Here is a 25329-nt window from a genome sequence, read left to right as displayed (position 1 = left end):
AGTGACCGCAGCGAACCCCCGCCGCATATCGAAAGAACGCTTCCAGTATAGCAATGTCGAGTTGGAGTGCTCTGAGTTGCGCTGGGTTTCATGCGTGTTAGCCGAAATCTTAAGGCATTTTCCCTTGCCGGGTTAAGCACAAAACCCTTAGCGCGCCCTCTGGGCGTGTTTTACAGCCATGGAGGTGGCTCGGTGTAGGCTTTTCGCAACACCCGGGATGATTCAATACCTGAGCCGAGGCTTTAGGCCCGGCGGCGGTCCGTCCGTCCCGCACCGCCAGAGGCCTCGGGGCGAATGATAGAATCACCGATTGGCCGACTGCCATCCGGTCCAGTCATTCAAGCCTGTAGGTTTTTCGGATACGCCATGGATTCCTTCGCCAAAGAGACCTTGCCCATTTCGCTCGAAGACGAAATGCGGCGCAGTTACCTGGATTACGCGATGAGCGTGATCGTGGGGCGTGCCCTGCCCGATGTGCGCGACGGGCTCAAGCCCGTGCACCGGCGGGTGCTGTTCGCCATGCACGAACTGAACAACGACTGGAACCGCGCTTACAAGAAGTCCGCGCGTATCGTCGGGGACGTGATCGGTAAATACCACCCTCATGGTGACTCGGCCGTTTATGAAACCATCGTGCGCATGGCGCAGGATTTCTCGCTGCGCTACATGCTGGTCGATGGCCAGGGCAACTTCGGCTCGATCGATGGCGACAGCGCGGCGGCCATGCGCTATACCGAAGTCCGGCTGTCGAAGATCGCCCACGAGCTGCTCGCCGACATCGACCAGGAAACCGTGGATTTCGGCCCCAACTACGACGGCAGCGAACATGAGCCCCTGCTGCTGCCATCGCGCCTGCCCAATCTGCTGGTCAACGGCAGCGCCGGAATCGCGGTGGGCATGGCGACCAACATCCCGCCCCACAACCTGTCCGAGGTCGTCGAGGGCTGCCTGTACTGCCTGCGCAATCCCGACTGCACCATCGACGAACTGATCGAACGCATTCCCGCGCCGGATTTTCCCACCGGCGGCATCATCTACGGCATGGCCGGCGTGCGCGAGGGCTATCGCACCGGGCGCGGGCGGGTGATCATGCGCGCCAAGGTCCACTTCGAGGACATGGAGCGCGGCAACCGCCAGGCCATCATCGTCGACGCCATTCCCTACCAGGTGAACAAGAAATCCCTGCAAGAGCGCATCGCCGATCTGGTCAACGAAAAAAGGATCGAGGGGATCTCCGACATCCGCGATGAGTCGGACAAGGACGGCATGCGCCTGGTCATCGAGCTCAAGCGCGGCGAGGTTCCCGAGGTCGTCCTGAACAATCTCTATAAAAACACCCAGCTTCAGGAAACCTTCGGCATGAACATGGTGGCGCTGGTCGACGGCCAGCCGCGCCTGCTGAATCTGAAGCAACTGGTGCAGTATTTCCTTCAGCACCGCCGCGAGGTCGTCACCCGCCGCACCATCTTCCAACTGCGCAAGGCCCGGGAACGCGGCCACGTGCTGGAGGGCCTGGCGGTGGCCCTGGCCAATATCGACGATTTCATCGCCATCATCAAGGCCGCGCCCACGCCGCCGGTGGCACGCCAGGCCTTGATGGAACGCACCTGGGACTCGTCCCTGGTGCGCGAGATGCTCGAGCGCGCCGATGGCAATGTCGCCTCGGGCGGCCGGGCGGCCTACCGCCCGGACGGCCTGGATCAGCAATACGGCCTGCAGGCCGACGGCCAGTACCGCCTCTCCGAGGTCCAGGCCCAGGAAATCCTGAACATGCGCCTGCAGCGCCTGACCGGCCTGGAGCAGGACAAGATCGTCGGCGAATACCGCGAGATCATGGAGACCATCGCCGACCTGCTGGACATCCTGGCGCGTCCGGAGCGGGTCACCTCGATCATCAGCGACGAGCTGCAGGCGGTGCGCGCCGAGTTCTCCAACGCCAGCAATGACCGGCGCCGCTCGGAGATCGAATACAACGCCACCGAGCTTGAAACCGAAGACCTCATCACGCCCATGGATATGGTCGTGACGTTGTCGCGCAGCGGCTACATCAAGAGCCAGCCGCTTTCCGAGTACCGGGCGCAGAAGCGCGGCGGGCGCGGCAAGCAGGCCACCGCGACCAAGGAAGACGACTGGATCGACCAGCTTTTCATCGCCAATACGCACGACTACCTGCTGTGTTTCTCCGACCGGGGCCGCGTCTACTGGCTCAAGGTCTGGGAAGTGCCCCAGGGGTCGCGCAATTCGCGCGGCCGCCCCATCGTCAACATGTTCCCGCTGGTCGATGGCGAAACCATCACGGTGGTGCTGTCGGTCAAGGCCTTCAGCGAGGATCACTACGTCTTCATGGCCACGTCGCGCGGAACGGTCAAGAAGACGCCGCTGTCGGATTTCTCCAATCCCCGCAAGGCCGGCATCATCGCCGTGGGCCTGGACGAGGGCGATTTCCTGATCGGCGCCGAACTGACCGATGGCCAGCACGACGTGATGCTGTTCTCGGATGCCGGCAAGGCCGTGCGCTTCGACGAGAACGACGTGCGCCCGATGGGCCGCACGGCGCGCGGCGTGCGCGGCATGTCGCTCGAGGAAGGACAGGCCGTGATTGCCTTGCTGGTGGCCGAGGATGAAACCCAGAGCGTGCTGACGGCCACCGAGAACGGCTACGGCAAGCGCACGTCCATCGTCGAGTACACGCGCCATGGGCGCGGCACCAAGGGCATGATCGCCATCCAGACTTCGGCGCGCAACGGCAAGGTCGTCAGCGCCGTGCTGGTGCAGCCCGAGGACGAGATCATGCTCATCACGACCGGCGGCGTGCTGGTGCGCACGCGGGTGTCCGAAATCCGCGAGATGGGCCGCGCCACACAGGGGGTCACGCTGATCAACGTGGACGATGACAGCCGCTTGTCCGGAGTGCGCCGCGTGGTCGAAAGCGATGCCGACGAGGACGAGAACGAAGACGCGCCCGGATCGGCAGAGGACGCCGATCCGGCTTCCAGCGGTCCGGCGGCATCCCGGGCTGGTGAGGCGCAAGAATGAGACGCCCCTGGAATTTTGCCGCAGGGCCTTCGACCCTGCCGCTCGAAGTCCTGCAGCAGGCGGCCGCCGAAATGTGCGATTGGCAGGGCAGCGGCACCTCGGTGATGGAAATGAGCCATCGCGGCAAGCATTACAGCCGCATCCGCGACGAGGCCGAGGCCGATCTGCGCGCGCTGCTGTCGGTGCCCGATGATTTCGAGGTGCTTTTCATGCAGGGCGGCGCCTCGGCGCAGAACGCCATCGTGCCGCTGAACCTGATCGGCCGCGCTGGTGCCGGCCGGGCGGATTACGTCCTGAGCGGCCATTGGGCGCGCAAGTCTTTCAACGAGGCCGCGCGCTACGGTGATATCGCCGTCGCCGCCACGGCCGAATCCGGGACCGTCGCGGGCGGCCGCGCGTACGGTCCCTGGTGCTGGCTGCCGGATCATGCCCAATGGCGGGTCCGTCCCGACGCCGCCTATCTGCATCTGTGCGCCAACGAGACCATCGGCGGCGTCGAGCAGCCCGTCATGCCCGACATGGCCGCCCTGGGGGCGCCCGATGTGCCGCTGGTGGCCGACATGTCGTCCAACATCCTGTCGCGTCCCATCGACTTTTCGCGCGTCGGTATGGTCTACGCCGGCGCACAGAAGAACGCCGGGCCGGCGGGGGTGACGCTGACGTTCGTGCGCAAGGATCTGATCGGCCATGCGTTGCCCTATTGCCCGTCGGTGTTCGATTACGCCAACGTGGCCGGCGCCCAGTCCATGTTCAATACGCCGCCGACCTACGCCATCTACATCGCGGGTCTGGTCTTCAAATGGTTATTGCGCCAGGGCGGAGTGGCGGCCATGGATGCCGCCAGCGAACGCAAGTCGCGCGCGCTGTACGACTATCTGGACAACTCCGGGCTCTATGAAAACCGCATCGCGCCGGCCTGCCGTTCGCGCATGAACGTGCCGTTCTTCCTGCGCGACGAGTCGCTGAATGCGGTCTTCCTGGCCGAATCCGAGGCGGCCGGGCTGCTGGCCCTCAAGGGCCACAAGGCGGTGGGCGGCATGCGGGCTTCGCTGTACAACGCCATGCCCATTGAGGGCGTGCAGGCCCTGATCGACTTTCTCAAAGACTTCGAGGCCCGCCATGGCTGATGACACGCTCCAGTCCCGGCTTGAGCCGCTGCGCCAGCGCATCGACGTGCTGGATACGCAGATTCTGGACTTGCTCAATCAACGCGCGCGCGCGGCCCTGGAAGTCGGCGAGATCAAGAAGGCTTTCGACGCCGCCGGGCCGATTCTCAAACCCGAGCGCGAGGCCCTGATCATCCGGCGCTTGCAGTCGGACAACGACGGGCCGATTCCGGAAGAGGCCGTCGCCGCCATCTGGCGCCAGGTCATCTCGACCTGCCGTGGCCTGGAAAGCGTGCTGACCGTCGCCTTCCTGGGGCCGCAGGGTTCGTTTTCCGAACAGGCGGCCTACGAGCACTTCGGTCATGCCATCACTGGTCTGCGCTGCGAGTCCTTCGACGAAGTCTTCCGCGCCGTCGAGGCCGGGCAGGCGGACGTCGGCATGGTTCCGGTTGAAAACTCCACCGAGGGCGCGGTCAACCGCAGCCTGGACCTGCTGCTGAACTCCTCGCTGAAGGTTCTGGGCGAGCGCACCATCCGCATTCACCACAATCTGCTCACCCTGACCGGCGGGCTGGAAGGCGTCACCCGGGTGCTGGGGCATTCCCAGGCCCTGGCGCAGTGCCAGGCCTGGCTCAGCCGCAATCATCCAGAGCTTGAGCGCGTGCCCGTGGCCAGCAATGCGCAGGCCGCGCGCCAGGCTTCCGAAGACCCTGCCTGTGCGGCGATCGCCGGGGACACGGCCGCCGCGGCCTGGGGCTTGAGCGCCGTGGCCAGCGGGATCCAGGACGACCCCCAGAACCAGACCCGTTTCGTGGCCGTCGGGCCGCACGATGCCGGCCCGACCGGGCGGGACAAGACCAGTCTGGTCCTGGCCGTGCCGAACCGCGCCGGCGCCGTCTACGACATGCTGGCGCCGCTGTCCCGGCATGGCGTGTCCATGACGCGCCTCGAATCGCGTCCCGCCCGAACCGGCCAGTGGGAATACTATTTCTACGTCGATCTGCTCGGCCACCGGGATGACGGTCCCGTCGCCCAGGCGCTGGACGAACTGCGCCAACAGGTCGCTTTTTTCAAGGTTCTGGGGTCCTATCCCCGGCAATGAGGCCCGCCTCCATGACTGATTCCCTGGCCCCCGCCCACATCCGGGCCATCGCTCCCTACCAGGCCGGCAAGCCGATCGAAGAGCTTGCCCGCGAATACGGGCTGGATCCTGCCGGCATCATCAAGCTCGCGTCCAATGAAAACCCGCTGGGTTGCTCGGATCGCGTGCGCGCGGCGCTTCGCGAGGCCGTCGGCGTCCTGCATGGCCGCTATCCCGACCCCAGCGGCTTCGACCTGAAGGCCGACCTCGCGGCGCGCCACCAGGTGCCGGCCGATTGGATCACGCTGGGCAATGGCTCCAACGATCTGCTGGAGCTCGCTTCCCTGGCGCTGCTGGATGAGGGCACCTCCGCCGTCTACGCGCAGCATGCGTTCGTGGTTTACCGTCTCAGCACTCAGGCCCGGGGCGCCCGCCACCTGATGGTGCCGGCGCGAGACTACGGCCACGACCTGGACGCCATGCTGGCGGCGATCGAGCCCGACACGCGGCTGGTCTTCATTGCCAATCCGAACAATCCCACCGGCACCCACGTACCCGGCCCTCATGTGCGGGCGTTTCTGGCCGCCGTCAGGGAACGGCACGGGGAACACGTGACCGTCCTGCTGGACGAGGCCTACGACGAATACCTGGATCCCGACGAACGGACGGACAGCGCGCAGTGGGTGCGCGAGTTTCCCAACCTGATCGTCACACGGACCTTTTCCAAGGCCTACGGTCTGGCCGGGCTGCGGGTGGGCTATGCGCTGGCGCAGCCGGGGCTCACCGATCTGCTCAACCGGGTGCGCCAGCCCTTCAACGTCAACGCGCTGGCCCAGCTCGCCGCGCGCGTCGCCCTGGAGGACACCGATTTCCTGGCCCGGACCTACGCCTTGAACCGGGCCGGCCGCGCGCAACTGCAAGACGGCTTTGCCGCACTGGGGCTGGAATTCGTGCCCAGCCACACGAATTTCGTTCTGGTGCGGGTGGGGGATGCCGCGCGCGTCAATGGCGAGCTTCTGCGTCGGGGCGTCATCGTGCGGTCCGTGGCCGGCGACGGCCTGCCCGAGCATCTGCGGGTCAGCATCGGGCTGCCTCAGGAAAACGCCCGTCTTCTCGACGCCCTGAAGGCCGTGCTGCAGGCATGAGCAACGCACTGGTTCCGGTGCTGGCCGTCGTCGGCACGGGGCTGATCGGCGGCTCGTTCGCGGCGGCCCTGCGCAGGGTGGGGCAGGCGGGCCGGGTGCTGGGCGTCGGGCGCAATCCGGCCTCGCTGCAGCGTGCGCGCGACCTGGGCCTGATCGACGAGATCGCCGACCTCTCCCAGGCGGCCGCACAGGCCGACCTGATCTTCCTTGCCACCCCGGTGGGCGCCCTGGCGCCGATCCTGCAGGAACTGGCGCCGATGCTGCGGCCCGATACGCTCATCACCGATGCCGGCAGCACCAAGTCCGACGTGGCGCGCATGGCCCGGGAAATCCTGGGCGACCGCCATACGCAATTCATCCCCGGCCATCCCATCGCGGGTTCCGAGATGGCCGGCCCCGAAGCGGCCGATCCCATGCTGTATCACGGCCGCAAGGTCGTGCTGACCCCCTTCGAGGATACGCCCGGCCTGCTCCAGCACCGTTTGATCCGGGTCTGGGAAGCCTGCGGCGCGCGGATCGCATTGATGACGCCCGAGGCGCATGACCGGGCGCTGGCGGCGGTCAGTCACGTGCCGCATTTCCTGGCAGCCGCCTACATGGCGCAGATCGTCCATGCCGAGGATGCCGACACGCGACTGAATCTGGCCGGCACGGGCTTCCGGGATTTCACCCGGATCGCGGCGGGCTCCGCCGAGGTCTGGCGCGATATTTTTCTTTCCAACCGGGCGGCGGTGCTGCGCGAACTGGACGGGTTCGACCAGGCGCTGCAGGCATTGCGGGCGACCCTCGAAGGCGACCCCGACCCCGCCGCGCTTGAAGCCTTGCTCGAACAGGCGGCACTCGCCCGCCGGTTCTGGGGCGGCAGGAGCCAGATGTAATGACCACGACCGGCGCCGATGCGCGCGAACCTTTCCTGCGCCTTGCACCGGCTGCGCATGCGCGCGGCGCGGTGACGCTGCCGGGTTCCAAAAGCATCTCCAACCGCGCGCTGCTGCTGGCGGCATTGGCCGAAGGCACGACCGGGCTGGAGGGTCTGCTCGATTCCGACGACACGCGGGTCATGCAGGCCGCCCTGCGGGCGCTTGGCCTGGACCTGCGCCAGGACGAAGGGCGGGTGTGCCTGGAGGGTGCCGCCGACTGGCCGCAGAAACGGGCTGACCTGTTCCTGGGCAACGCGGGCACGGCCTTCCGGCCGTTGACGGCCGCGCTGGCGATGATGGGCGGTGATTACCGCCTGTCCGGCGTGCCGCGCATGCACGAGCGGCCCATCGGTGATCTGGTCGATGCCTTGCGCAGCCTGGGTTGCGAGATCGCCTATGAGGGACGGGAGGGCTACCCGCCGCTGTGCATCGGCCGGGGACGGCTCGATGTGAGCCGGCCCGTGAGGGTGCGCGGCGCCGTGTCCAGCCAGTTCCTGACGGCGCTGCTGATGGCCGCGCCGATCGCGGCCCGCCGCGCCGGCCGCGACGTCGTCATCGAACTGGACGGGCCGCTGATCTCCAAGCCGTACATCCTGATCACTTTGAACCTGATGGAACGCTTCGGCGTCTGCGTGCGGCGCGAGGGCTGGCAACGCTTCATCATCCCGGCCGATGCGCGTTACCGCGCTCCGGGCCGCTACCGCATCGAGGGCGATGCTTCGTCCGCGTCGTACTTTCTGGGGCTGGGGGCCATCGCGGGCGGTCCGGTCCGCATCGAAGGCGTAGGCGGAGACAGCATCCAGGGCGATGTGGCGTTTGCCGAGGTGGTCGAGGCCATGGGCGCCCGGGTCGAGCGCGAGGCCGATGCGCTGGTGGTGAGCGGCCGCGCCGTGGCCGATGGCGGGCGGCTCCGGGCGTTCGACCGGGATTTCAACCTGATTCCCGATGCCGCCATGACCGCCGCCGTGCTGGCCTTGTATGCCGATGGCCCGTGCAGGCTGCGCAACATCGCCAGTTGGCGGGTCAAGGAAACCGACCGCATCGCCGCCATGCATGCCGAACTGGCCCGTCTGGGTGCGCGCGTGGAATCCGATGCGGACAGCCTGACCGTCCATCCCTTGCCGGCCGGCGATTGGCGCGCCGCCGAGATCCGCACCTACGACGACCACCGCATGGCGATGTGTTTTTCGCTGGCGGCGTTCGGCCCCGTGTCGGTCACCATCCTGGATCCGGGCTGCGTCAGCAAGACTTACCCGGACTACTTCACGGACTTCCACCGTTTGCTGGGCGTGGAGCGCGGCGGCGCGGCGCCCGCGCCCGTCATCACCATCGATGGCCCGACGGCCTCGGGCAAGGGAACGATCGCCCAGAAGGTGGCCCAGGCCCTGGGCTGGCATGTGCTGGATAGCGGCGCGCTCTATCGCCTGACCGCCCTGGCCGTGTTGCGCGAAGGCGGGGACGGCGCCGACGAAGCGCAGGCCGCCCGGCTGGCGCGAAGCCTGGACATCCGTTTCGAGCCGGATGCCATCCTGATGGGCGGCGAGGACGTCAGCGCGCTGATCCGCCAGGAAGAAGTCGGCAATCTGGCGTCGCGCGTGGCCGCCTGGCCCGCCGTGCGCGAGGCGCTGCTGGCGTGCCAGAGGGCCTTCCGGCAGGCGCCGGGCCTGGTGGGCGACGGGCGCGACATGGGCACCGTGGTCTTTCCCGATGCCCCTTTGAAGATCTTCCTCGACGCGGACGTCGAAGTGCGGGCGCAACGGCGCTATAAGCAGTTGAAGGACAAGGGTTTTTCTGCTAACCTAGACGACCTTTTGCAAGACCTTCGGGCGCGCGATGCGCGCGACCGGGGTCGGGCGCATGCGCCGCTCGTCGCGGCGGCGGATGCGGTGACCGTGGATTCGTCCCATCAAGGGATCGATGACGTGGTGCGTCAAGTGCTGGATCTCTGGTCCGCACGCGGGCCTGCCTGAGGGGCCGCCGTCTACGGCGTTTTCTTCGGGCGGGATTGTTTTTCACTCCGCCGGGCATGTGCCTGGCGTGTCATGACTGCCCTTCGGGGCGTATGGATCAATCGTTCATGTCCACCCTTACCACTGAAGCCGCCCTGGGCGGCGAGAGCTTCGCCGATCTGTTTGCCGCCAGCATCAAAGATCAAAACATGCGCTCCGGCGAGGTCATCTCCGCCGAAGTCGTGCGCGTCGATCACAATTTCGTCGTGGTCAATGCCGGCCTCAAATCCGAAGCCTATATTCCCCTCGAAGAATTCCTGAATGACCAGGGCGACCTGGAAGTGCAAGACGGCGACTTCGTCTCCGTCGCCATCGATTCCCTGGAAAACGGCTACGGCGATACGATCCTGTCGCGCGATCGCGCCAAGCGCCTGTCGGCCTGGCTGCAGCTCGAGCAAGCCCTGGAATCCGGCGAACTGGTCAACGGCACCATCACCGGCAAGGTCAAGGGCGGCCTGACGGTCATGACCAACGGCATCCGCGCCTTCCTGCCGGGTTCCCTGGTCGACCTGCGTCCCGTCAAGGACACCACCCCCTACGAAGGCAAGACCCTCGAATTCAAGGTCATCAAGCTCGACCGCAAGCGCAACAACGTCGTGTTGTCGCGCCGCGCCGTGCTCGAAGCCAGCATGGGCGAAGAGCGCGAAAAGCTGCTCGAAACGTTGCACGAGGGCGCCATCGTCAAGGGGATCGTCAAGAACATCACCGACTACGGCGCGTTCGTGGATCTGGGCGGCATCGACGGCCTGCTGCACATCACCGACATGGCCTGGCGCCGTGTCCGCCACCCCTCCGAAGTGCTGCAGGTGGGTCAGGAGATCGAAGCCAAGGTCCTCAAGTTCGACCAGGAAAAGTCCCGCGTGTCGCTGGGCGTCAAGCAACTGGGCGAAGATCCCTGGATCGGCCTGGGCCGCCGCTACCCGCAAGGCACCCGCCTGTTCGGCAAGGTCACCAACCTGACCGACTACGGTGCGTTCGTTGAGGTCGAGGCCGGCATCGAAGGCCTGGTGCACGTGTCCGAAATGGACTGGACCAACAAGAACGTCGATCCGCGCAAGGTCGTGACCCTGGGCGAGGAAGTCGAAGTCATGGTCCTGGAAATCGACGAAGACCGCCGCCGCATTTCGTTGGGCATGAAGCAATGCCGCCCGAATCCCTGGGAAGATTTTGCCGCCAACTTCAAGCGCGGCGACAAGGTTCACGGCGCCATCAAGTCGATCACCGACTTCGGCGTGTTCGTCGGCCTGCCCGGCGGCATCGACGGCCTGGTGCACCTGTCCGACATCTCCTGGTCCGAAACCGGCGAAGAAGCCGTGCGCAACTTCAAGAAGGGCGACGAGATCGACGCCGTGGTGCTGGGCATCGACACCGACAAGGAACGCATCTCCCTGGGCGTCAAGCAGCTCGAAGGCGATCCGTTCAACAACTTCGTGGCCACCTATGACAAGGGCGCCGTGATGACGGGTACCGTCAAGTCCGTCGAGCCCAAGGGCGCCGTCGTGACGCTGTCCGTGGACGTCGAAGGCTACCTGCGCGCCTCGGAAATCTCCGCCGGTCGCGTCGAGGACGCCACCACGGTTCTGCACGCGGGCGATCAGGTCGAAACCATGATCATCAACATCGACCGCAAGGCGCGGTCGATCCAGTTGTCGATCAAGGCCCGCGACAACGCCGAGACGGCTGAAACCATCCAGCGCATGACCGAAGCCAGCGCCTCCTCGGGCACCACCAATCTGGGCGCCTTGCTGAAGGCCAAGCTCGACCAGCAGCGCGACGAGTGATGCCCGGCCTGACCAAGTCCGAACTCATCGCCGTGCTGGCGGGCCGCTATCCTCAGTTGGCGGCCCGCGACATGGACTTTGCAGTCAAGACAGTCCTGGACGCGATGGCCGATGCGTTGGCCCAGGGTCAGCGCATCGAGATTCGCGGCTTCGGCAGCTTTTCCCTCTCGCGGCGCCAGCCGCGTGTGGGGCGCAATCCGAAATCCGGTGAAAAAGTGCATGTGCCCGCCAAGCTGGTGCCGCACTTCAAGCCGGGCAAGGAATTGCGCGAACGTGTGGATCAGGGGCCCGATGGCGGCGACGCCGAAGAACCCGCCACCGTGGCCGATCTGTATCACGCCAGGATGATGGACTGAGTCGCGCCATCGCAGAAAAAATGCGGTGCCTCGCAAGAGGCCCCGCATTTTTTTTGTCGCCGGGCCGCCCCTTGCGTCCTGCGTCGGCGCGCCGTTTCAGGCTTGGCGGGTGGCGAGGCTGATTGGAATCTTCAGGTAGCGCACGCCGTTGGATTCGGCTTCGGGCAGGCGGCCGGCGCGGATGTTGACCTGGATGGCGGGCAGCAGCAGCGTGGGCGCCGGCAGTGAAGCATCCCGCTGCCGGCGCATCTGGGCAAATGCCTCGGCGCTCACGCCGTCGCGCACATGCACATTGTCCCTGCGCTGGCGGGCGACGGATGATTCCCATTCGTATGCGCTGCGCCCGGGCGTCCTGTAGTCGTGGCACATGAACAGGCGCGTGTGCGGCGGCAGCGCGAGCAGGCGCCGGATCGACCGGTAGAGCGTCCGGGCGTCCCCGCCCGGGAAGTCGGTGCGCGCAGTCCCGTAGTCCGGCATGAACAGGGTGTCTCCGACGAACACGGCATTGCCGATGCGGTAGGACACGCACGCCGGCGTGTGGCCGGGCGTGTGCAGCACCTCGATGAGCAGTGCGCCGAGTTCGAAGGTGTCGCCATCGTGAAACAGCCGGTCGAACTCGCTGCCGTCCCCTGAGACGTCATCCAGATTGAAGCGGGCGCGAAAGATCTTCTGCACGTCGCGGATGTGCTCGCCGATGGCCACGGGCGCGCCTGTCTGCTCCTTGAGATAGGGGGCCGCGCTCAAGTGGTCCGCATGCGCATGTGTCTCCAGAATCCATGCGATCCGCAGATCGCGCGCCCGGGCGGCAGCCAGGATGCGGTCCGCCGAGATCGTGGACGCCTGGCCGCCGGCATGGTCGTAATCCAGGACGGGATCGATGATGGCCGCCTGGCGGGTCTGGGGATCGGAGACGAGGTAGCTGACCGTGTGGGTGGCCTCGTCGAAGAAGGCCTGGATGTCGGCGCAGGAAGACATGGCGTGCCTGTGGAAGGTCGCGGCGTTTCGCAGAGGGGTCAGTGTATGCCAAAGCGGCGTCTGCTGATCCCGGGTTCCGGTTGGCCGGCCATGGACGGCGTGGGAGCGCTTTACGTTTACAATGAAGGATTGCCCCGAGGAGCTTGAAACATGCGCTACCTGGTCTGGATTCTGCGGCTGGTGATCTTTGTCATCGTGCTGCTTTTCGCCCTGAAAAACACGGCGCCGGTGGATGTCGGCCTGTTTGCCGACCATGTTTTCAGTCAGGTGCCGCTGATCGTCGTGATGCTTGCCGCCTTTGTGCTGGGCGTGGTCTTCGGTCTGCTCATTGCGGCCACCTCCATGTTGCGCCGCCGCCGCGAGATCAACCGCCTGCGCCGCGAGCTCGCCCGTGCCCAGGATGCCCTGGAACACCCCCAGGCGGCCTCCGCGCCGGTGATCCCGGACACCATCGCGCCGCTGGCGCCCCTGTAAATTCCGGGGCCGGCCGTGGATTTCGAGACCTGGTGGCTGATCATCGTGCCGGTGCTGTTCGGCCTGGGCTGGCTGGCGGCGCGGTTCGACTTCCGGCAGATGCTGTCGGAGACCCGGGCGTTGCCCGATTCCTATTTCAAGGGCCTGAACTTCTTGCTCAACGAGCAGCCGGACCGCGCCATCGACGCCTTCGTCGAAGTCGCCAAGCTCGATCCGGAAACCACCGAACTGCATTTCGCCTTGGGCAGCCTGTTTCGCCGCCGCGGAGAAATCGAGCGCGCCATCCGCGTGCACCAGAGCCTGCTCTCGCGCGAAGACCTGCCTGTGCCGGACCGCGAAAACGCCCAGTTGGCCCTGGCCCAGGATTTTTTCAAGGCCGGCATGCTCGACCGTGCCGAACAGGGCTTCCGGGCGGTGCTGCAGACCCGCCACGATCTGGAGGCGTTGCGCGCGCTGGTCCGCATCCATGAGGCCGAGCACGATTGGGGCAAGGCGATCGAAGCCGTCCAGCAGTTGCGCAGCCGCACCGAAGAGTCCGTGCCGCAGTTGGCGCACTACCATTGCGAGCAGGCCCAGGCGCTGATGGAGTCCAAGAGCCCCGATTTCGATGCTGCGGCCCAGGCGCTGGATGCCGCTGAAAACGCCGCGCGCCGCAACGGTGCCACACCGGCCTCCGAAACACGCGTGCGCATGCTGCGCGCCCGCTGGGCCGCCTTGCGCGGCGATCTGGAATCCCAACGCGCACACCTCCAGGACGTCCTCACGACGGCCCCGGAGTTTTCCGGCCTGGTCGCCCAGCCGCTGCTCGATTGCCATGCCGCCCTGGGGCGTGCCGCCGAAGGCCTGTCGTTGTTGCGCGAACAATATGACCGGCTGCCGACGCTGGACCTCTTCAACGTCATCTTCCGCGCGTTGCGCGCCTCGGAAGGCGCCCTGCCGGCCTGGGCCTTCGCCCGCAAGGCCCTGCGCGCCCATCCTTCGCTGCTGGGGCTGGACCGCCTGCTGGAAGTCGAACTGGCCCAGGGCGCCGAGACCCTTCCGGACGAGCCCCTCGTGCCGGGGGCCGACCTGGGCCTGCTGCGCAGCATGATCCACAAACATACACAGCGCCTGGACCGCTACGCCTGCGAGCAGTGCGGCTTCGAGGCGCGGCGCTATTACTGGCAATGCCCGGGCTGCAATACCTGGGAAACCTACCGGCCCCGCCGCCTGGAGGAAATTCGATGAGCTCATTCCCGGCCCGGGCGGCCGCCGCCGCCCGGATCCTCGTTGCCGGAGACATCATGCTGGACCGCTACTGGTTTGGCGAAGTCGACCGCATCTCGCCCGAGGCCCCCGTTCCCGTGGTGCGGGTCGCCCGCCGGGAAGACCGCCTGGGCGGAGCGGCCAACGTGGCCCGCAATATCGTCGCCCTGGGCGCCCAGGTCGGCTTGCTGGGCGTGGTCGGGGCCGACGAGGCCGGGGCGCGTGTGCGCGCCCTGGCGCGGGAGGCCGGCGTGCACGACCATCTGATCGAGGATGCCGACGGCATGGACACCACGCTGAAAATGCGGGTGCTGGGCCGCCAGCAGCAGTTGTTGCGGGTCGATTTCGAGCAGGGGCCGGGCGCGCGCGCGCTGGATGCGCTGGGCGCCGCCCTGGACGCCGTCCTGGCGGACTACGATCTGCTGGTCCTCTCGGACTATGCCAAGGGCGCTTTGTCCCGCGTCGAACCCATGATCCAGGCGGCGCGGGCGCGCGGCATCCCGGTGTTGGTCGATCCCAAGGGCCACCGCTATCCGCGCTACCGGGGGGCCACCCTGGTGACGCCCAACCGCAGCGAGATGCAGGACGCCGTCGGCCGTTGGGATTCGGAAGACGACCTGACGCGCCGCGCCCAGGCCTTGCGCCAGGAACTGGATCTCGAAGGCCTGCTGATCACCCGTTCCGAACAAGGCATGACCCTGTATACCGCCCAGGGCCGCCAGCACGTGGATGCCCAGGCGCACGAGGTCTTCGACGTGTCCGGCGCCGGCGATACCGTGCTGGCCACCCTGGCGGTCGCCCGGGCCGCCGGCCTGGATTGGTTCGAGGCCATGACCTGGGCCAACCGCGCCGGTGGCATCGTCGTCGGCAAGCTGGGCACCTCCATCGTCTCCTCAGAGGAATTGTCATCATGATCGTGGTCACCGGCGCGGCCGGCTTCATCGGCAGCAATCTGGTCCGTGGCTTGAACGCCCGCGGCATGACCGACATCCTGGCGGTCGACGACCTGACCGACGGAGACAAGTTCCGCAACCTCGTCGACCTGGGCATCGCCGACTACCAGCACAAAGACGAGTTCCGCCGCCGGGTGCTGGCGGGTGAACTGCCCCGTCCCGATGCGGTGTTTCATCAGGGTGCCTGTTCCGACACGACGGAGCGCGACGGCCGTTTCATGATGGACAACAACTTCCGCGTGACGCTGGAATTGTTCGACTACTGCCAGGCGCGCGAAGTCCCCTTCCTGTACGCCTCGTCGGCTGCCGTGTACGGAGCCGGCCCGCGCTACGTCGAGGCGCCGGATTGCGAATCGCCGCTGAATGTCTACGGCTATTCGAAACTGCTGTTCGACCAGGTGCTGCGCCGGCGCATGGACCGTCTGACGGCCCAGGTGGTCGGCCTGCGCTATTTCAACGTCTATGGCCCGCGCGAACAGCACAAGGGCCGCATGGCGTCGGTGGCTTTCCATAACATGAACCAGTACGCGAACGAGGGCCATGTGCGTCTGTTCGGCGGCTGGGATGGGTATCCGGACGGCGGCCAGCAGCGCGACTTCATCTTCATCGACGATGTGGTCAAGGTGAATCTGCACTTCCTGGATCATCCGGAAGTCTCCGGCATCTTCAACTGCGGCACCGGCCGCGCCCAGCCCTTCAACGATGTCGCCCAGACGGTGGTCAACAGCCTGCGCGTCTCCCAGGGACAACTGGCCCTGCCGCTGCCGGAACTGGAAGCGGGCGGACACCTGCGCTACATCCCTTTCCCCGACGATCTCAAGGGCCGCTACCAGAGCCATACCCAGGCCGATCTGACGCAACTGCGCGCCGCCGGCTACACGGGCGCCTTCAGCGACGTGCAGACGGGGGTGAACGCCTACGTCAACCGGCTGCTGGAATCCGGCAAACTCGCGATCGGCTGATCCCGGCGAGGTGCCGCATCGCAGCGGCCGGCCGATCCCCGGCCGCATGTGCGTAGTTTTCCGGGCGGACACTCCGGATCAAGGCGCCTGCGTTTTCCGTTCGCGCGGATGCATCATGGCCAGACCCTCATTCACACAGGAGTCGGTCATGAATCCTTTTCTGCACCACACGGCCGGCCGGCCGCCGTCCGGTTCTTTCGACGCCATCCGCGTGCCGGCAGCCACTCGCCGGGCGGGCCGCCGCCGTCCCCACAGTCTGTCGTATCTGCTGACGGCGGCCGGTATCGCGGCCCTGACCTGGGCCGGTACGGCGGGCGCCGTGGACCTGAACACCGCCACGCTGGATCAATTGCGCGGCATTCGCGGCATCGGGCCCAAGACCGCCCAGATCATTCTCGACGAGCGTGATCGCGGCGGGCGCTATTTATCGTTCGCTGATTTGTCGGACCGGGTGCGCGGCATCGGCCCGCGCCGCGCCCAATCTCTGCAGTCCGCGGGCCTGACCATCGACGGCGGGGGGACGCGCCTGTCGGGGCAGGGGGCCGCCGCCCGGGCAGCGGCCGGATCGGGCGGGCCGGCCGCCGCCACCCGGCCCGCGCCGGCCAAGCGCTGAGTCCGCCGCCCGCCCCCGGCTGCGATATGCCGCTCTCTGATAAGCATATTCCAGTCCGGGGATAGGCCCGGCGGGAGGGGTGGGCGGGTGTATGATTTCGTCCATGAAAAGCTACCCCACCATCGAAGACATCATCGGTTCCACACCCCTGGTGCGCCTGCAGCGGTTGCCGGGCGATGTCGGCGAGCCGCGCGGCAACGTGATCCTGGCCAAGCTGGAAGGCCACAACCCGGCCGGTTCGGTCAAGGATCGTGCCGCCCTCAGCATGATTCTCCAGGCGGAGGCGCGCGGCGATATCCGGCCCGGCGACACCCTGATCGAGGCGACCAGCGGCAACACCGGGATCGCCCTGGCCATGGCGGCCGCCGTGCGTGGCTACCGCATGGTGCTGATCATGCCGGACAACTCGACCCAAGAGCGTTGCGCCGCCATGACGGCGTATGGGGCCGAACTCATCTTGACACCTTCCCAGGGCGGTGGCATGGAATATGCCCGCGACCTGGCGCTGAGGATGCAGTCCGAAGGCAAGGGCAAGGTCCTGGACCAATTCTCCAACGCCGACAATCCCCGCGCGCACTACGAAACCACCGGGCCCGAGATCTGGACGCAGACCGAAGGCGGGATCACGCATTTTGTCAGCGCCATGGGCACGACCGGCACCATTATGGGGGTGGGTTCGTACTTGCGCGAGCGCAATCCGGCGGTGCGCATCATCGGCGCCCAGCCGGCCGAAGGCGCCCACATTCCCGGCATCCGCAAGTGGCCGCAAGCCTACCAGCCCAGCATCTACGACCCGGCCGGCGTCGACGCCTTCGAGCCTATCACCCAGGAGCAGGCGGAAACCATGGCCCGGCGCCTGGCCGCCGAGGAAGGCATCTTCGGCGGGATTTCCTCGGCCGGCGCGGCCGTGGCCGCGCTGCGCGTGGCCGCCGAAGTGCGGGATGCCACCATCGTCTTCATTGTCTGCGACCGGGGCGACCGCTACCTTTCTTCCGGCGTCTTCAACTGAGCGCTGTCGCGAAAAACGCTCAGAGGCCCGGGCCGGCGAGCCGGTTCGGATCGCCATAGCCGATGCGGTCGGCGATTTCGTGCGCCAGGTCCGCCACCGAGGCCGCATAGAAATAACTGCGGTTGTAGTGGGTGATGGCGAAGAAGTTCGGGGTGGCGCAGCGCACGTCATGGGTATCGCGGATTTCGTCGCGCAGATCGATGACCCCCAGCGCCAGATCCTGCCAGGCCGGGCCTGCGCCCGGCAGCGCCCGTGCGCCCGCCGCTTTCAATGCGGCCCAGCCGGTTTCCGGCTTCAAGCCGTCCTGGGCAAGCCGCAGCGCATCGGCGGGCAGCGCCACGGGCGCGAAGACCGGCGCGCCGCGCACCCAGCCGTGGGCCTGCAGGAACGCCGCCACCGAGGCGATGGCATCGTCCGTGTTGCCGGCCAGATCCACGCGGCCATCGCCATCGCCGTCCACGGCGTACCGCATCAGGCTGCCCGGCATGAATTGCGGCAGCCCCATGGCGCCGGCGAATGATCCTTCCACCGTCCGCGCGTCCAGGCTTCCCCGGTGGTCCAGCACGATCAGATCGGCCAGTTGCGCACGGAACATCGCCTGGCGCTCGGGCCGGTTCGGATCCGGGTAGCGAAAGCCCAGGGTGGCCAGGGTATCGAGGACGCGGTGGTCGCCGGTATAGCGTCCGTAGACGGTTTCGATGCCGATGATGGCCACGATGACCGAGGGCGGCACGCCCGTGCGGTCGCTGGCCCGGTCGAGCGCGGCGCGGTGCGCCTGCCAGAACGCGACGCCTTCGCGGATGCGCACCGCATCGACGTGGCGCTGGCGATAACTGGCCCAGGCGCGGCGGATGCGCCCCGAGCGCGCGGGCGGCGCCATCAGCCGGGCTGCGGTGGCGTTGTAGCGCGCTTCGGCCAGCAAGGCCTCGACGTCCTCCAGGGGCAGGGCGTGCGCTGCTGCGGTTTCACGGGCAAAGGCCCGCACCTCGGGCAGCAGACGGCCGTCGGCACCCACGAAGTCGCCGGTCTGCGCCCCCTGTTTGCCAGGTGACGGTGTTCTGTTAGAATTAATACGATCGTTTGAAACGATTGTTTGATCTATCGCCTCCGAGAGAGGGGCGGCTGGCGGCTCCGAACCGCCGTGGCTGCTGGCGCAGCCCGAGATAAAAAGCGACGCTACGGCAACTTGCAAAATACGGGTTGGTCTGAACATAATCGCCCTTATGGAGACACTCTATATTACCCATCCGGCCTGCCGACTGCATGAGATGGGGGCCTGGCACCCCGAATCCTCCCTGCGCCTGGATGCGGTGGCCGATCAACTGGTTGCCAGCGGCCTGATGGATTTCCTGTCTCACCGCACGGCCCGGCCGGCCGAACCCGAGGACGTGCTGCGAGTGCACACGCCGGAGTATCTGGCGTTTCTGCGCCAGCACGCCCCCGCGCACGGATATTTTCCGGTGGACCCGGACACGATCATGAATCCGGACACGCTGCAGGCCGCCTGGGCGGCAGCCGGCGCCGGCCTGACGGCTCTGGACGAGATTCTGGCGGGTCATGCGCAGACGGCGTTCTGCGCCATCCGCCCGCCCGGGCATCACGCGCGGCCCGGGCAGGCCCTGGGGTTCTGCTTCTTCAACAACATCGCCGTCGCCGCCCGGTATGCCCTGGATCATCATGGCTTGTCGCGCATCGCCATCGTGGATTTCGATGTTCATCACGGCAACGGCACCGAAGAAGCCTTCCTGGGCGAAGACCGGGTCATGATGTGCAGTTTTTATCAATATCCGCTGTTTCCGGACACCCGCCAGGAGCATCCGGGACCGCATATGGTCAACGTCCCGGTCGACGCTTACGCCGGCGGCGACGTGATTCGCGCTATCGTGTCGGATCGCTGGCTGCCCGCGCTGCGCGATTTCCGGCCCGAGCTGATCCTGGTGTCCGCGGGATTCGATGCCCACCGCGAAGACGATATGGGCAGTCTGAAACTGGTCGAGGCGGATTATGCCTGGATCACCGAACGTCTGGTCGAGGTCGCGGCCGAATCCGCCCGGGGGCGGATCGTCAGCTTTCTCGAAGGCGGTTACAACCTGTCCGCCCTGGGGCGCAGCGCAGTAGCGCATGTGCGGGCGCTGGGGGGTTACTGATGGGGCTGCGTGCGACGCGATTCATCGCTGCCGGGCGCGGCCATCCTGTTTTCTTCTCATTCTGGAGTATGCTCGATGAAGGTCCTGGTACCGGTCAAGCGCGTGGTTGACTACAACGTCAAGGTGCGTGTGAAATCCGATCACACTGGCGTGGATATCGCCAACGTCAAGATGTCCATGAACCCCTTCGACGAAATTGCCGTCGAAGAGGCCACCCGCCTGAAAGAAAAAGGCGCTGCCGCCGAGGTCGTGGCCGTGTCCTGCGGCGTGGCGCAATGCCAGGAAACCCTGCGCACCGCCATGGCGATCGGCGCCGACCGGGGCATCCTGGTCCAGACGGATGCCGAACTGCAGCCGCTGGCGGTGGCCAAGCTGTTGAAGGCCCTGGTGGACAAAGAACAGCCCGGCCTGGTGATTCTCGGCAAACAGGCGATCGACGACGACGCCAACCAGACCGGCCAGATGCTGGCTGCGCTGCTCGACTGGCCGCAGGCCACCAACGCCAGCCGGGTCGAGGTCCAGGGCGAACGCGTCCAGGTCACCCGTGAAGTCGATGGCGGCCTGGAAACCCTCAGCCTGGCGCTGCCGGCTGTCATCACGACCGACCTGCGCCTGAACGAGCCGCGCTACGTGACGCTGCCCAACATCATGAAGGCCAAGAAGAAACCCCTGGAGACCCTCGCGCCCGACGCATTGGGCGTGGACGTGGCGCCGCGCCTGAAGACCCTCAAGGTCAGCGAACCGCCCAGCCGTTCGGCCGGCGTGATCGTGCCCGACGTGGCGACCCTGGTGGACAAACTGAAAAACGAAGCGAAGGTGGTGTAAATGAGCATTCTGGTTATTGCCGAACATGACAACGCCCAACTGGGCGCCGCGACCCGCAACGCCGTGGCTGCGGCAACGGCCATCGGCGGCGAAGTGCACGTCCTGGTGGCCGGCTCCGGTGCGCGCGCCGTTGCCGATCAGGCCGCCCAGGTCGCCTCGGTGAGCAAGGTTCTGCTGGCCGACGGCCCGGCCCTGGCCGAAGGCCTGGCCGAGAACCTGGCCGCGCAGGTGCTGGCGGTGGCCGGCGGCTACAGCCATCTGCTGTTTGCCGCCACGGCCTCGGGCAAGAACGTCGCCCCGCGCGTCGCAGCCAAGCTCGATGTGGCGCAGATCTCCGATATCGTCGCCGTCGAATCGGCCGACACGTTCGTGCGGCCGATCTACGCCGGCAACGCGCTGGCGACGGTGCAGTCCGCCGATGCGACCAAGGTCATCACGGTGCGCGCCACGGCCTTCGATCCGGCGGATGCCGCAGGCGGCTCGGCCGCCGTCGAGACCGTCGATGCCGTGGCCGATGCAGGCAAATCGGCCTTCGTGGGCCGCGAGCTGGCCAAGAGCGACCGCCCCGACCTGACCGCTGCCACGGTCGTGGTTTCGGGCGGCCGTGGGTTGGGCAGCGCCGAAAACTTCAAGATCCTGGATCCGCTGGCCGACAAGCTGGGCGCGGCGCTGGGCGCTTCGCGCGCCGCCGTGGACGCGGGGTATGCGCCCAACGACTGGCAGGTGGGCCAGACCGGCAAGATCGTGGCGCCGCAACTGTATGTGGCCGTCGGAATCTCGGGGGCGATCCAGCACCTCGCGGGGATGAAGGACTCCAAGGTGATCGTGGCGATCAACAAGGACGCCGAAGCGCCCATTTTCGGAGTGGCCGACTACGGCCTGGTGGCCGACCTGTTCCAGGCCGTGCCCGAACTGGTCCAGGCGCTCTAGGCCCGGACGATTTCGCGGGTCCCTCCGGGGGCCCGCGCCGCTTCTGCGGGAATGTTCCCCGCGCACCTTAGGAATTGTCATGACATACCAGGTTCCCACCCAGGATATCCGTTTCGTTCTGCGCGAACTGGCCGATCTGCAAGGCGTGCTGGCGCTGCCCGGCTTCGAGGAGGTCTCCGAGGATCTCGTCGATGCCGTGCTCGAAGAAAACGCGCGTTTCGTCGAGCAGGAGGTCGCGCCGCTGAACCGCGTGGGCGATACCGAGCCGGCCCGCTGGAGCGAGGAGGGCGTGCGCACCACCCCCGGCTTCAAGGCGGCGTTCCAGGCGTTCGCGCAGGGCGGCTGGCAGGGCCTGCCGCACGACACCGAACTCGGCGGGCAGGGGTTGCCCAAGCTCGTCGCCGCGCCGGTCACCGAAAGCATCAATGCCGGGAATCTGGCCTTTTCTCTGTGTCCGCTGCTGACCGATGGCGTGGTCGAAGCCTTGTCCATGGTGGGATCGGACTCGCAGAAAGACCGCTTCATCCCGCCGCTGCTGGAAGGCCGCTGGACCGGCACCATGAACCTGACCGAACCGCAGGCGGGTTCCGATCTGGCGCTGCTCAAGTCCCGGGCCGTGCGCCAGGACGACGGCAGCTACCGCATCACCGGCCAGAAGATCTTCATCACGTATGGGGATCATGACATGGCCGAGAACATCATCCACCTGGTGCTGGCGCGCACGCCGGATGCGCCCAAGGGTGTCAAGGGCATCTCCTTGTTCATCGTGCCCAAGTTCCTGGTGGGCGACGATGGCAGCCTGGGCGCCCGCAACGATGTCGTGTGCGCCTCGCTGGAGCACAAGCTCGGCATCCATGGCAGCCCGACGGCGGTGCTGCTGTACGGCTCGGGCCAGGGAGAAGCGGGCGAGGGCGGGGCGGTCGGTTACCTGATCGGCGAGGAAAACCGCGGCCTGGAATACATGTTCATCATGATGAATGCGGCGCGCTACGCGGTGGGCCTGCAGGGAGTGGCGCTGTCCGAACGCGCGCTGCAGCATGCGGCGGCCTATGCGGCCGAGCGCATTCAGGGCAACGCCCTGGAGGGTTCCGCCGGGCCGGTGCCCATCATCCGCCATCCCGACGTGGCGCGCATGCTGGGGATCATGCGCGGCCTGACGGAGGGCGCGCGTGCCGTGGCCTACGTGGCGGCAGGCTACCGGGACAAGGCGGCCCGCCTGACCGACGAAGCCGAGCGCGCCCGCTGCAAGGCTGTGTACGAATACTTCGTCCCCATCGTCAAGGCGTTCTCCACCGAGTCGTCCGTCGAAGTCACTTCCCTGGGGGTGCAGGTGCATGGCGGCATGGGCTTCATCGAGGAGACCGGCGCCGCCCAGTATTACCGCGATGCCCGCATCCTCCCCATCTACGAGGGCACCACGGCGATCCAGGCCAATGACTTCATCGGCCGCAAGCTGGTGCGCGATGGCGGCGCGGTGGCCCGCGAGCAGATCGCCGGGATGCGCGATACGGCGGCGGTTCTGCGGGCGGCCGGCGGCGTGCACGCCGAAGCCCTGGGGATGATCGGCGAGCGCCTGGAGACGGCGGCCGGAGCCTATGAATCGGCGCTCGACTACGTGCTGGCGCATATCCGCGAGGACATCCGGGGTGTGTTCACGGGCAGCGTGCCGTGCCTGATGCTGGCCGGCACCGTACACGCGGGCTGGCAACTGGGGCGGTCCGCCCTGGCGGCCGCCGCCGCCATCGGCGAGGGCTCGACCGACGCTTTCCATTCCAACAAGATCGCCACCGCCGTGCAGTATGCCGCCCATGTGCTGCCGCGTGCGCTGGCGCTGCAGTCCGCCATCGAGGACGGCGGATTGGCCGACCGCTATGTGCGCCAGGCGCAGATATAGACATAGCTATCCGGTATTTCAATAGCGATCTATATTCTGCAAGAATCTTAAGTGTCTAAACCAATTTGCCGCCCGGATCGTCCGGGCGGCAGATACTTGAAACAGGAGCTATTGATGGCCACTCTACGTCTGGGCGACACCGCCCCCGATTTCGAACAGGAATCTTCCCTGGGGAAAATCAAGTTCCATGAATTTCTGGGCAACGGCTGGGGCGTCCTGTTTTCTCACCCGGCCGACTTTACGCCGGTCTGCACCACCGAATTGGGCTACACCGCCATCCTGTCGGGCGAATTCGCCAAGCGCGGCGCCAAAGTGATCGCCGTGTCGGTCGACGGCAAGCAATCGCACCTCGACTGGATCAAGGACATCAACGACACCCAGAAGACCGACGTCCAATACCCGATTCTGGCCGACGAAGACCGCAAGGTCGCCACCCTCTACGACATGATCCACCCGAACGCCAGCACCACTGCCACGGTGCGCTCGGTGTTCATCATTGATCCGAACAAGAAGATCCGCCTGATCCTGACTTATCCGGCCAGCACGGGCCGCAACTTCGACGAGATCCTGCGCGCCCTGGATTCCATCCAGTTGACCGACAACTACAGCGTCGCGACCCCCGTGAACTGGAAGCAGGGCGAAGACGTCATCATCGCTCCGTCGATCAAGGATCCGGCCGTCCTGAAGGAAAAATTCCCCAAGGGCTACACCGAAGTCCGCCCCTACCTGCGCATCACGCCGCAGCCGGACCTCTGATCCCGCCGCGCCTGATCCAGGCTTGCCGGCCCCGTTTCCGCGGGCCGGCCTGACCCCGGTGGCCGGACTTCGTCCGGCGCCGGGGTTTTGTTTTCCGGGATTGACGCCCGCCCGGCCCGGCGGATTGCCCGCGCCCCTCACGGGGCGTGCGGGCGCCGTGCCCCGCTGCGGGGGCGGCAGCGGGTTTGTCTTGCGGGCGATGCTTGCGCACGGAACTGTTTTTTTGTACAGTGTCTATGACTACTGGATAAAACAACAGCTTCGGCGGCTCTTGCGCCGGGCATACCTGGGAGATTCAACATGGCTGGATCGATGGCTTGGAATGCGACGTGGGCATGGGCCGGCGCAGGCGCCGCAGGGCGTGGCGGGCCGGCGCGCAACACGGCCAGGGCCGCGCGCATGGGTGCGCCGGGCGTGTTGCAGGGGCCCTGGGTGGCGGGCGGGGCCTGGGGCGGCCGGCCGGCAGGGCGTGCCGCCCGCCGGGGGCGGGGGGCATCGCCGGCGATCACGGCGCACCGGCCCCGCACCGGCCTGCGGATCGGCTGGCGCCGCCTGGCTGCGCTGGCAGGCGATGTTCTCATGGTCCTGACCTGGGCCGCCATGGTGCCTGGCATGATGTGGCTGGGTGCGGCGGCCGGGTTCTGATATAATCCCCGGTTTGCATCCTCTGGCCCGGCATTCTCATTATATCCACGCCCGGTGTCCACGATGCCTTGGAGCCTATCTTGAACCTGATCGAAACCCTCGAAAAAGAAGAAATCGCGCGCCTGACCGAAGGCCGCACCATCCCCGATTTTGCCCCCGGCGATACGGTCATCGTGAGCGTCAACGTGGTCGAAGGCTCGCGCAAGCGCGCCCAGGCCTACGAAGGCGTGGTCATCGCCCGCCGCAACCGGGGCTTGAATTCCGCGTTCACCGTGCGCAAGATCTCGTCGGGCGAAGCCGTCGAGCGTACCTTCCAGCTCTATTCGCCGCAGATCGCCTCGATCGAAGTCAAGCGCCGTGGCGATGTCCGCCGTGCTAAACTGTATTATCTGCGCAACCTGACGGGCAAGGCCGCTCGCATCAAGGAAAAGCTGGTTCGCAAGGCCGTCTGATCACGGCACTTCGGA

General features: G+C 66.6%; 23 protein-coding genes. 21 read left to right on the top strand and 2 right to left on the bottom strand.

The features are described 5' to 3' along the window. Positions 1 to 366: 366 nt before the first annotated feature. From gyrA to ABRZ00_RS01030, 8 genes are all read left to right on the top strand, one after another. Positions 367 to 3036 carry a DNA gyrase subunit A gene (gene gyrA, locus ABRZ00_RS01065; protein ID WP_368641436.1) on the top strand — a complete coding sequence of 890 codons (2670 nt, stop codon included), beginning with the start codon at positions 367 to 369 and terminating at the stop codon, positions 3034 to 3036. Continuing rightward, positions 3033 to 4163, top strand: a complete 1131-nt coding sequence (gene serC, locus ABRZ00_RS01060) for a 3-phosphoserine/phosphohydroxythreonine transaminase (protein ID WP_368641437.1) — start codon at positions 3033 to 3035, stop codon at positions 4161 to 4163. The genes gyrA and serC overlap by 4 nt, the downstream gene beginning before the upstream one ends. Continuing rightward, positions 4156 to 5244, top strand: a complete 1089-nt coding sequence (gene pheA, locus ABRZ00_RS01055) for a prephenate dehydratase (protein ID WP_368641438.1) — start codon at positions 4156 to 4158, stop codon at positions 5242 to 5244. Before serC ends, pheA begins: the two co-directional genes overlap by 8 nt. Positions 5245 to 5255: 11 nt before the next feature. After that, positions 5256 to 6368: a histidinol-phosphate transaminase gene (hisC, locus tag ABRZ00_RS01050; protein WP_368641439.1), complete on the top strand. Its 1113-nt coding sequence runs from the start codon at positions 5256 to 5258 to the stop codon at positions 6366 to 6368. Next, positions 6365 to 7246, top strand: a complete 882-nt coding sequence (locus ABRZ00_RS01045) for a prephenate dehydrogenase (protein WP_368641440.1) — start codon at positions 6365 to 6367, stop codon at positions 7244 to 7246. The genes hisC and ABRZ00_RS01045 overlap by 4 nt, the downstream gene beginning before the upstream one ends. Further along, positions 7246 to 9258, top strand: a complete 2013-nt coding sequence (locus ABRZ00_RS01040) for a bifunctional 3-phosphoshikimate 1-carboxyvinyltransferase/cytidylate kinase (protein WP_368641441.1) — start codon at positions 7246 to 7248, stop codon at positions 9256 to 9258. Before ABRZ00_RS01045 ends, ABRZ00_RS01040 begins: the two co-directional genes overlap by 1 nt. A gap of 107 nt (positions 9259 to 9365) precedes the next feature. Then, on the top strand, positions 9366 to 11078 hold the full coding sequence (gene rpsA / locus ABRZ00_RS01035) for a 30S ribosomal protein S1 (RefSeq protein WP_343835695.1): 1713 nt from the start codon (positions 9366 to 9368) through the stop codon (positions 11076 to 11078). An 8-nt stretch (positions 11079 to 11086) separates the two neighbouring features. Then, entirely contained in the window at positions 11087 to 11434 is a 348-nt protein-coding gene (locus ABRZ00_RS01030) for an integration host factor subunit beta (protein ID WP_343835930.1), read from the top strand. Positions 11435 to 11530: 96 nt separating this feature from the next. Here the strand turns inward: ABRZ00_RS01030 and ABRZ00_RS01025 are convergent, their stop codons facing one another. Further along, entirely contained in the window at positions 11531 to 12409 is an 879-nt protein-coding gene (locus ABRZ00_RS01025; RefSeq protein ID WP_368641442.1) for an MBL fold metallo-hydrolase, read from the bottom strand. Between the two features lie 150 nt (positions 12410 to 12559). Here ABRZ00_RS01025 and ABRZ00_RS01020 point away from each other — a divergent pair, with 150 nt between their 5' ends. From ABRZ00_RS01020 to cysM, 6 genes are all read left to right on the top strand, one after another. Further along, the gene (locus tag ABRZ00_RS01020) at positions 12560 to 12883 is read left to right on the top strand and encodes a lipopolysaccharide assembly protein LapA domain-containing protein (protein ID WP_343835693.1); all 324 of its coding nucleotides are present in this window, start codon (positions 12560 to 12562) and stop codon (positions 12881 to 12883) included. A 15-nt stretch (positions 12884 to 12898) separates the two neighbouring features. Then, a complete protein-coding gene (gene lapB / locus ABRZ00_RS01015) occupies positions 12899 to 14110 on the top strand; it encodes a lipopolysaccharide assembly protein LapB (RefSeq protein WP_368641443.1) in 1212 nt (403 codons plus the stop codon). Further along, positions 14107 to 15042: a D-glycero-beta-D-manno-heptose-7-phosphate kinase gene (gene rfaE1, locus ABRZ00_RS01010; RefSeq protein ID WP_368641444.1), complete on the top strand. Its 936-nt coding sequence runs from the start codon at positions 14107 to 14109 to the stop codon at positions 15040 to 15042. The genes lapB and rfaE1 overlap by 4 nt, the downstream gene beginning before the upstream one ends. After that, positions 15039 to 16043: an ADP-glyceromanno-heptose 6-epimerase gene (rfaD, locus tag ABRZ00_RS01005; protein ID WP_368641445.1), complete on the top strand. Its 1005-nt coding sequence runs from the start codon at positions 15039 to 15041 to the stop codon at positions 16041 to 16043. The genes rfaE1 and rfaD overlap by 4 nt, the downstream gene beginning before the upstream one ends. A 148-nt stretch (positions 16044 to 16191) precedes the next feature. Continuing rightward, positions 16192 to 16656 (top strand): ComEA family DNA-binding protein, encoded by a 465-nt coding sequence (locus ABRZ00_RS01000; RefSeq protein ID WP_368641446.1) that lies wholly within the window; start codon positions 16192 to 16194, stop codon positions 16654 to 16656. Positions 16657 to 16759: 103 nt separating this feature from the next. Then, positions 16760 to 17665 carry a cysteine synthase CysM gene (gene cysM, locus ABRZ00_RS00995; protein WP_368640520.1) on the top strand — a complete coding sequence of 302 codons (906 nt, stop codon included), beginning with the start codon at positions 16760 to 16762 and terminating at the stop codon, positions 17663 to 17665. A 19-nt stretch (positions 17666 to 17684) separates the two neighbouring features. Here the strand turns inward: cysM and mltB are convergent, their stop codons facing one another. Further along, the gene (gene mltB / locus ABRZ00_RS00990) at positions 17685 to 18878 is read right to left on the bottom strand and encodes a lytic murein transglycosylase B (protein ID WP_368641447.1); all 1194 of its coding nucleotides are present in this window, start codon (positions 18876 to 18878) and stop codon (positions 17685 to 17687) included. A 10-nt stretch (positions 18879 to 18888) separates the two neighbouring features. On the opposite strand from mltB, the gene ABRZ00_RS00985 reads away from it, so the two are divergent. The 7 genes from ABRZ00_RS00985 to rplS all read left to right on the top strand — a co-directional run bounded on the left by ABRZ00_RS00985 (position 18889) and on the right by rplS (position 25314). After that, entirely contained in the window at positions 18889 to 19812 is a 924-nt protein-coding gene (locus ABRZ00_RS00985; RefSeq protein ID WP_368641448.1) for a histone deacetylase family protein, read from the top strand. A gap of 75 nt (positions 19813 to 19887) precedes the next feature. Then, on the top strand, positions 19888 to 20637 hold the full coding sequence (locus ABRZ00_RS00980; protein ID WP_368641449.1) for an electron transfer flavoprotein subunit beta/FixA family protein: 750 nt from the start codon (positions 19888 to 19890) through the stop codon (positions 20635 to 20637). Then, the gene (locus ABRZ00_RS00975; RefSeq protein ID WP_343835683.1) at positions 20638 to 21567 is read left to right on the top strand and encodes an FAD-binding protein; all 930 of its coding nucleotides are present in this window, start codon (positions 20638 to 20640) and stop codon (positions 21565 to 21567) included. Between the two features lie 79 nt (positions 21568 to 21646). Next, complete coding sequence (locus tag ABRZ00_RS00970; protein WP_368641450.1) at positions 21647 to 23461, top strand: acyl-CoA dehydrogenase; 1815 nt, start codon at positions 21647 to 21649, stop codon at positions 23459 to 23461. Positions 23462 to 23575: 114 nt separating this feature from the next. Next, the gene (locus ABRZ00_RS00965) at positions 23576 to 24217 is read left to right on the top strand and encodes a peroxiredoxin (protein ID WP_343835681.1); all 642 of its coding nucleotides are present in this window, start codon (positions 23576 to 23578) and stop codon (positions 24215 to 24217) included. A gap of 300 nt (positions 24218 to 24517) precedes the next feature. Further along, on the top strand, positions 24518 to 24862 hold the full coding sequence (locus ABRZ00_RS00960; protein WP_368644356.1) for a hypothetical protein: 345 nt from the start codon (positions 24518 to 24520) through the stop codon (positions 24860 to 24862). A gap of 80 nt (positions 24863 to 24942) precedes the next feature. Then, entirely contained in the window at positions 24943 to 25314 is a 372-nt protein-coding gene (rplS, locus tag ABRZ00_RS00955; protein ID WP_343835679.1) for a 50S ribosomal protein L19, read from the top strand. The last annotated feature ends 15 nt before the right edge of the window (positions 25315 to 25329 follow it).

The sequence above is a fragment of the Castellaniella ginsengisoli genome (assembly GCF_040955415.1).
GTDB lineage: Bacteria > Pseudomonadota > Gammaproteobacteria > Burkholderiales > Burkholderiaceae_B > Castellaniella > Castellaniella ginsengisoli.
The sequence above is the reverse complement of the archived record's forward strand: the minus strand, read 5'-3'. Positions and strand labels throughout refer to the sequence as shown.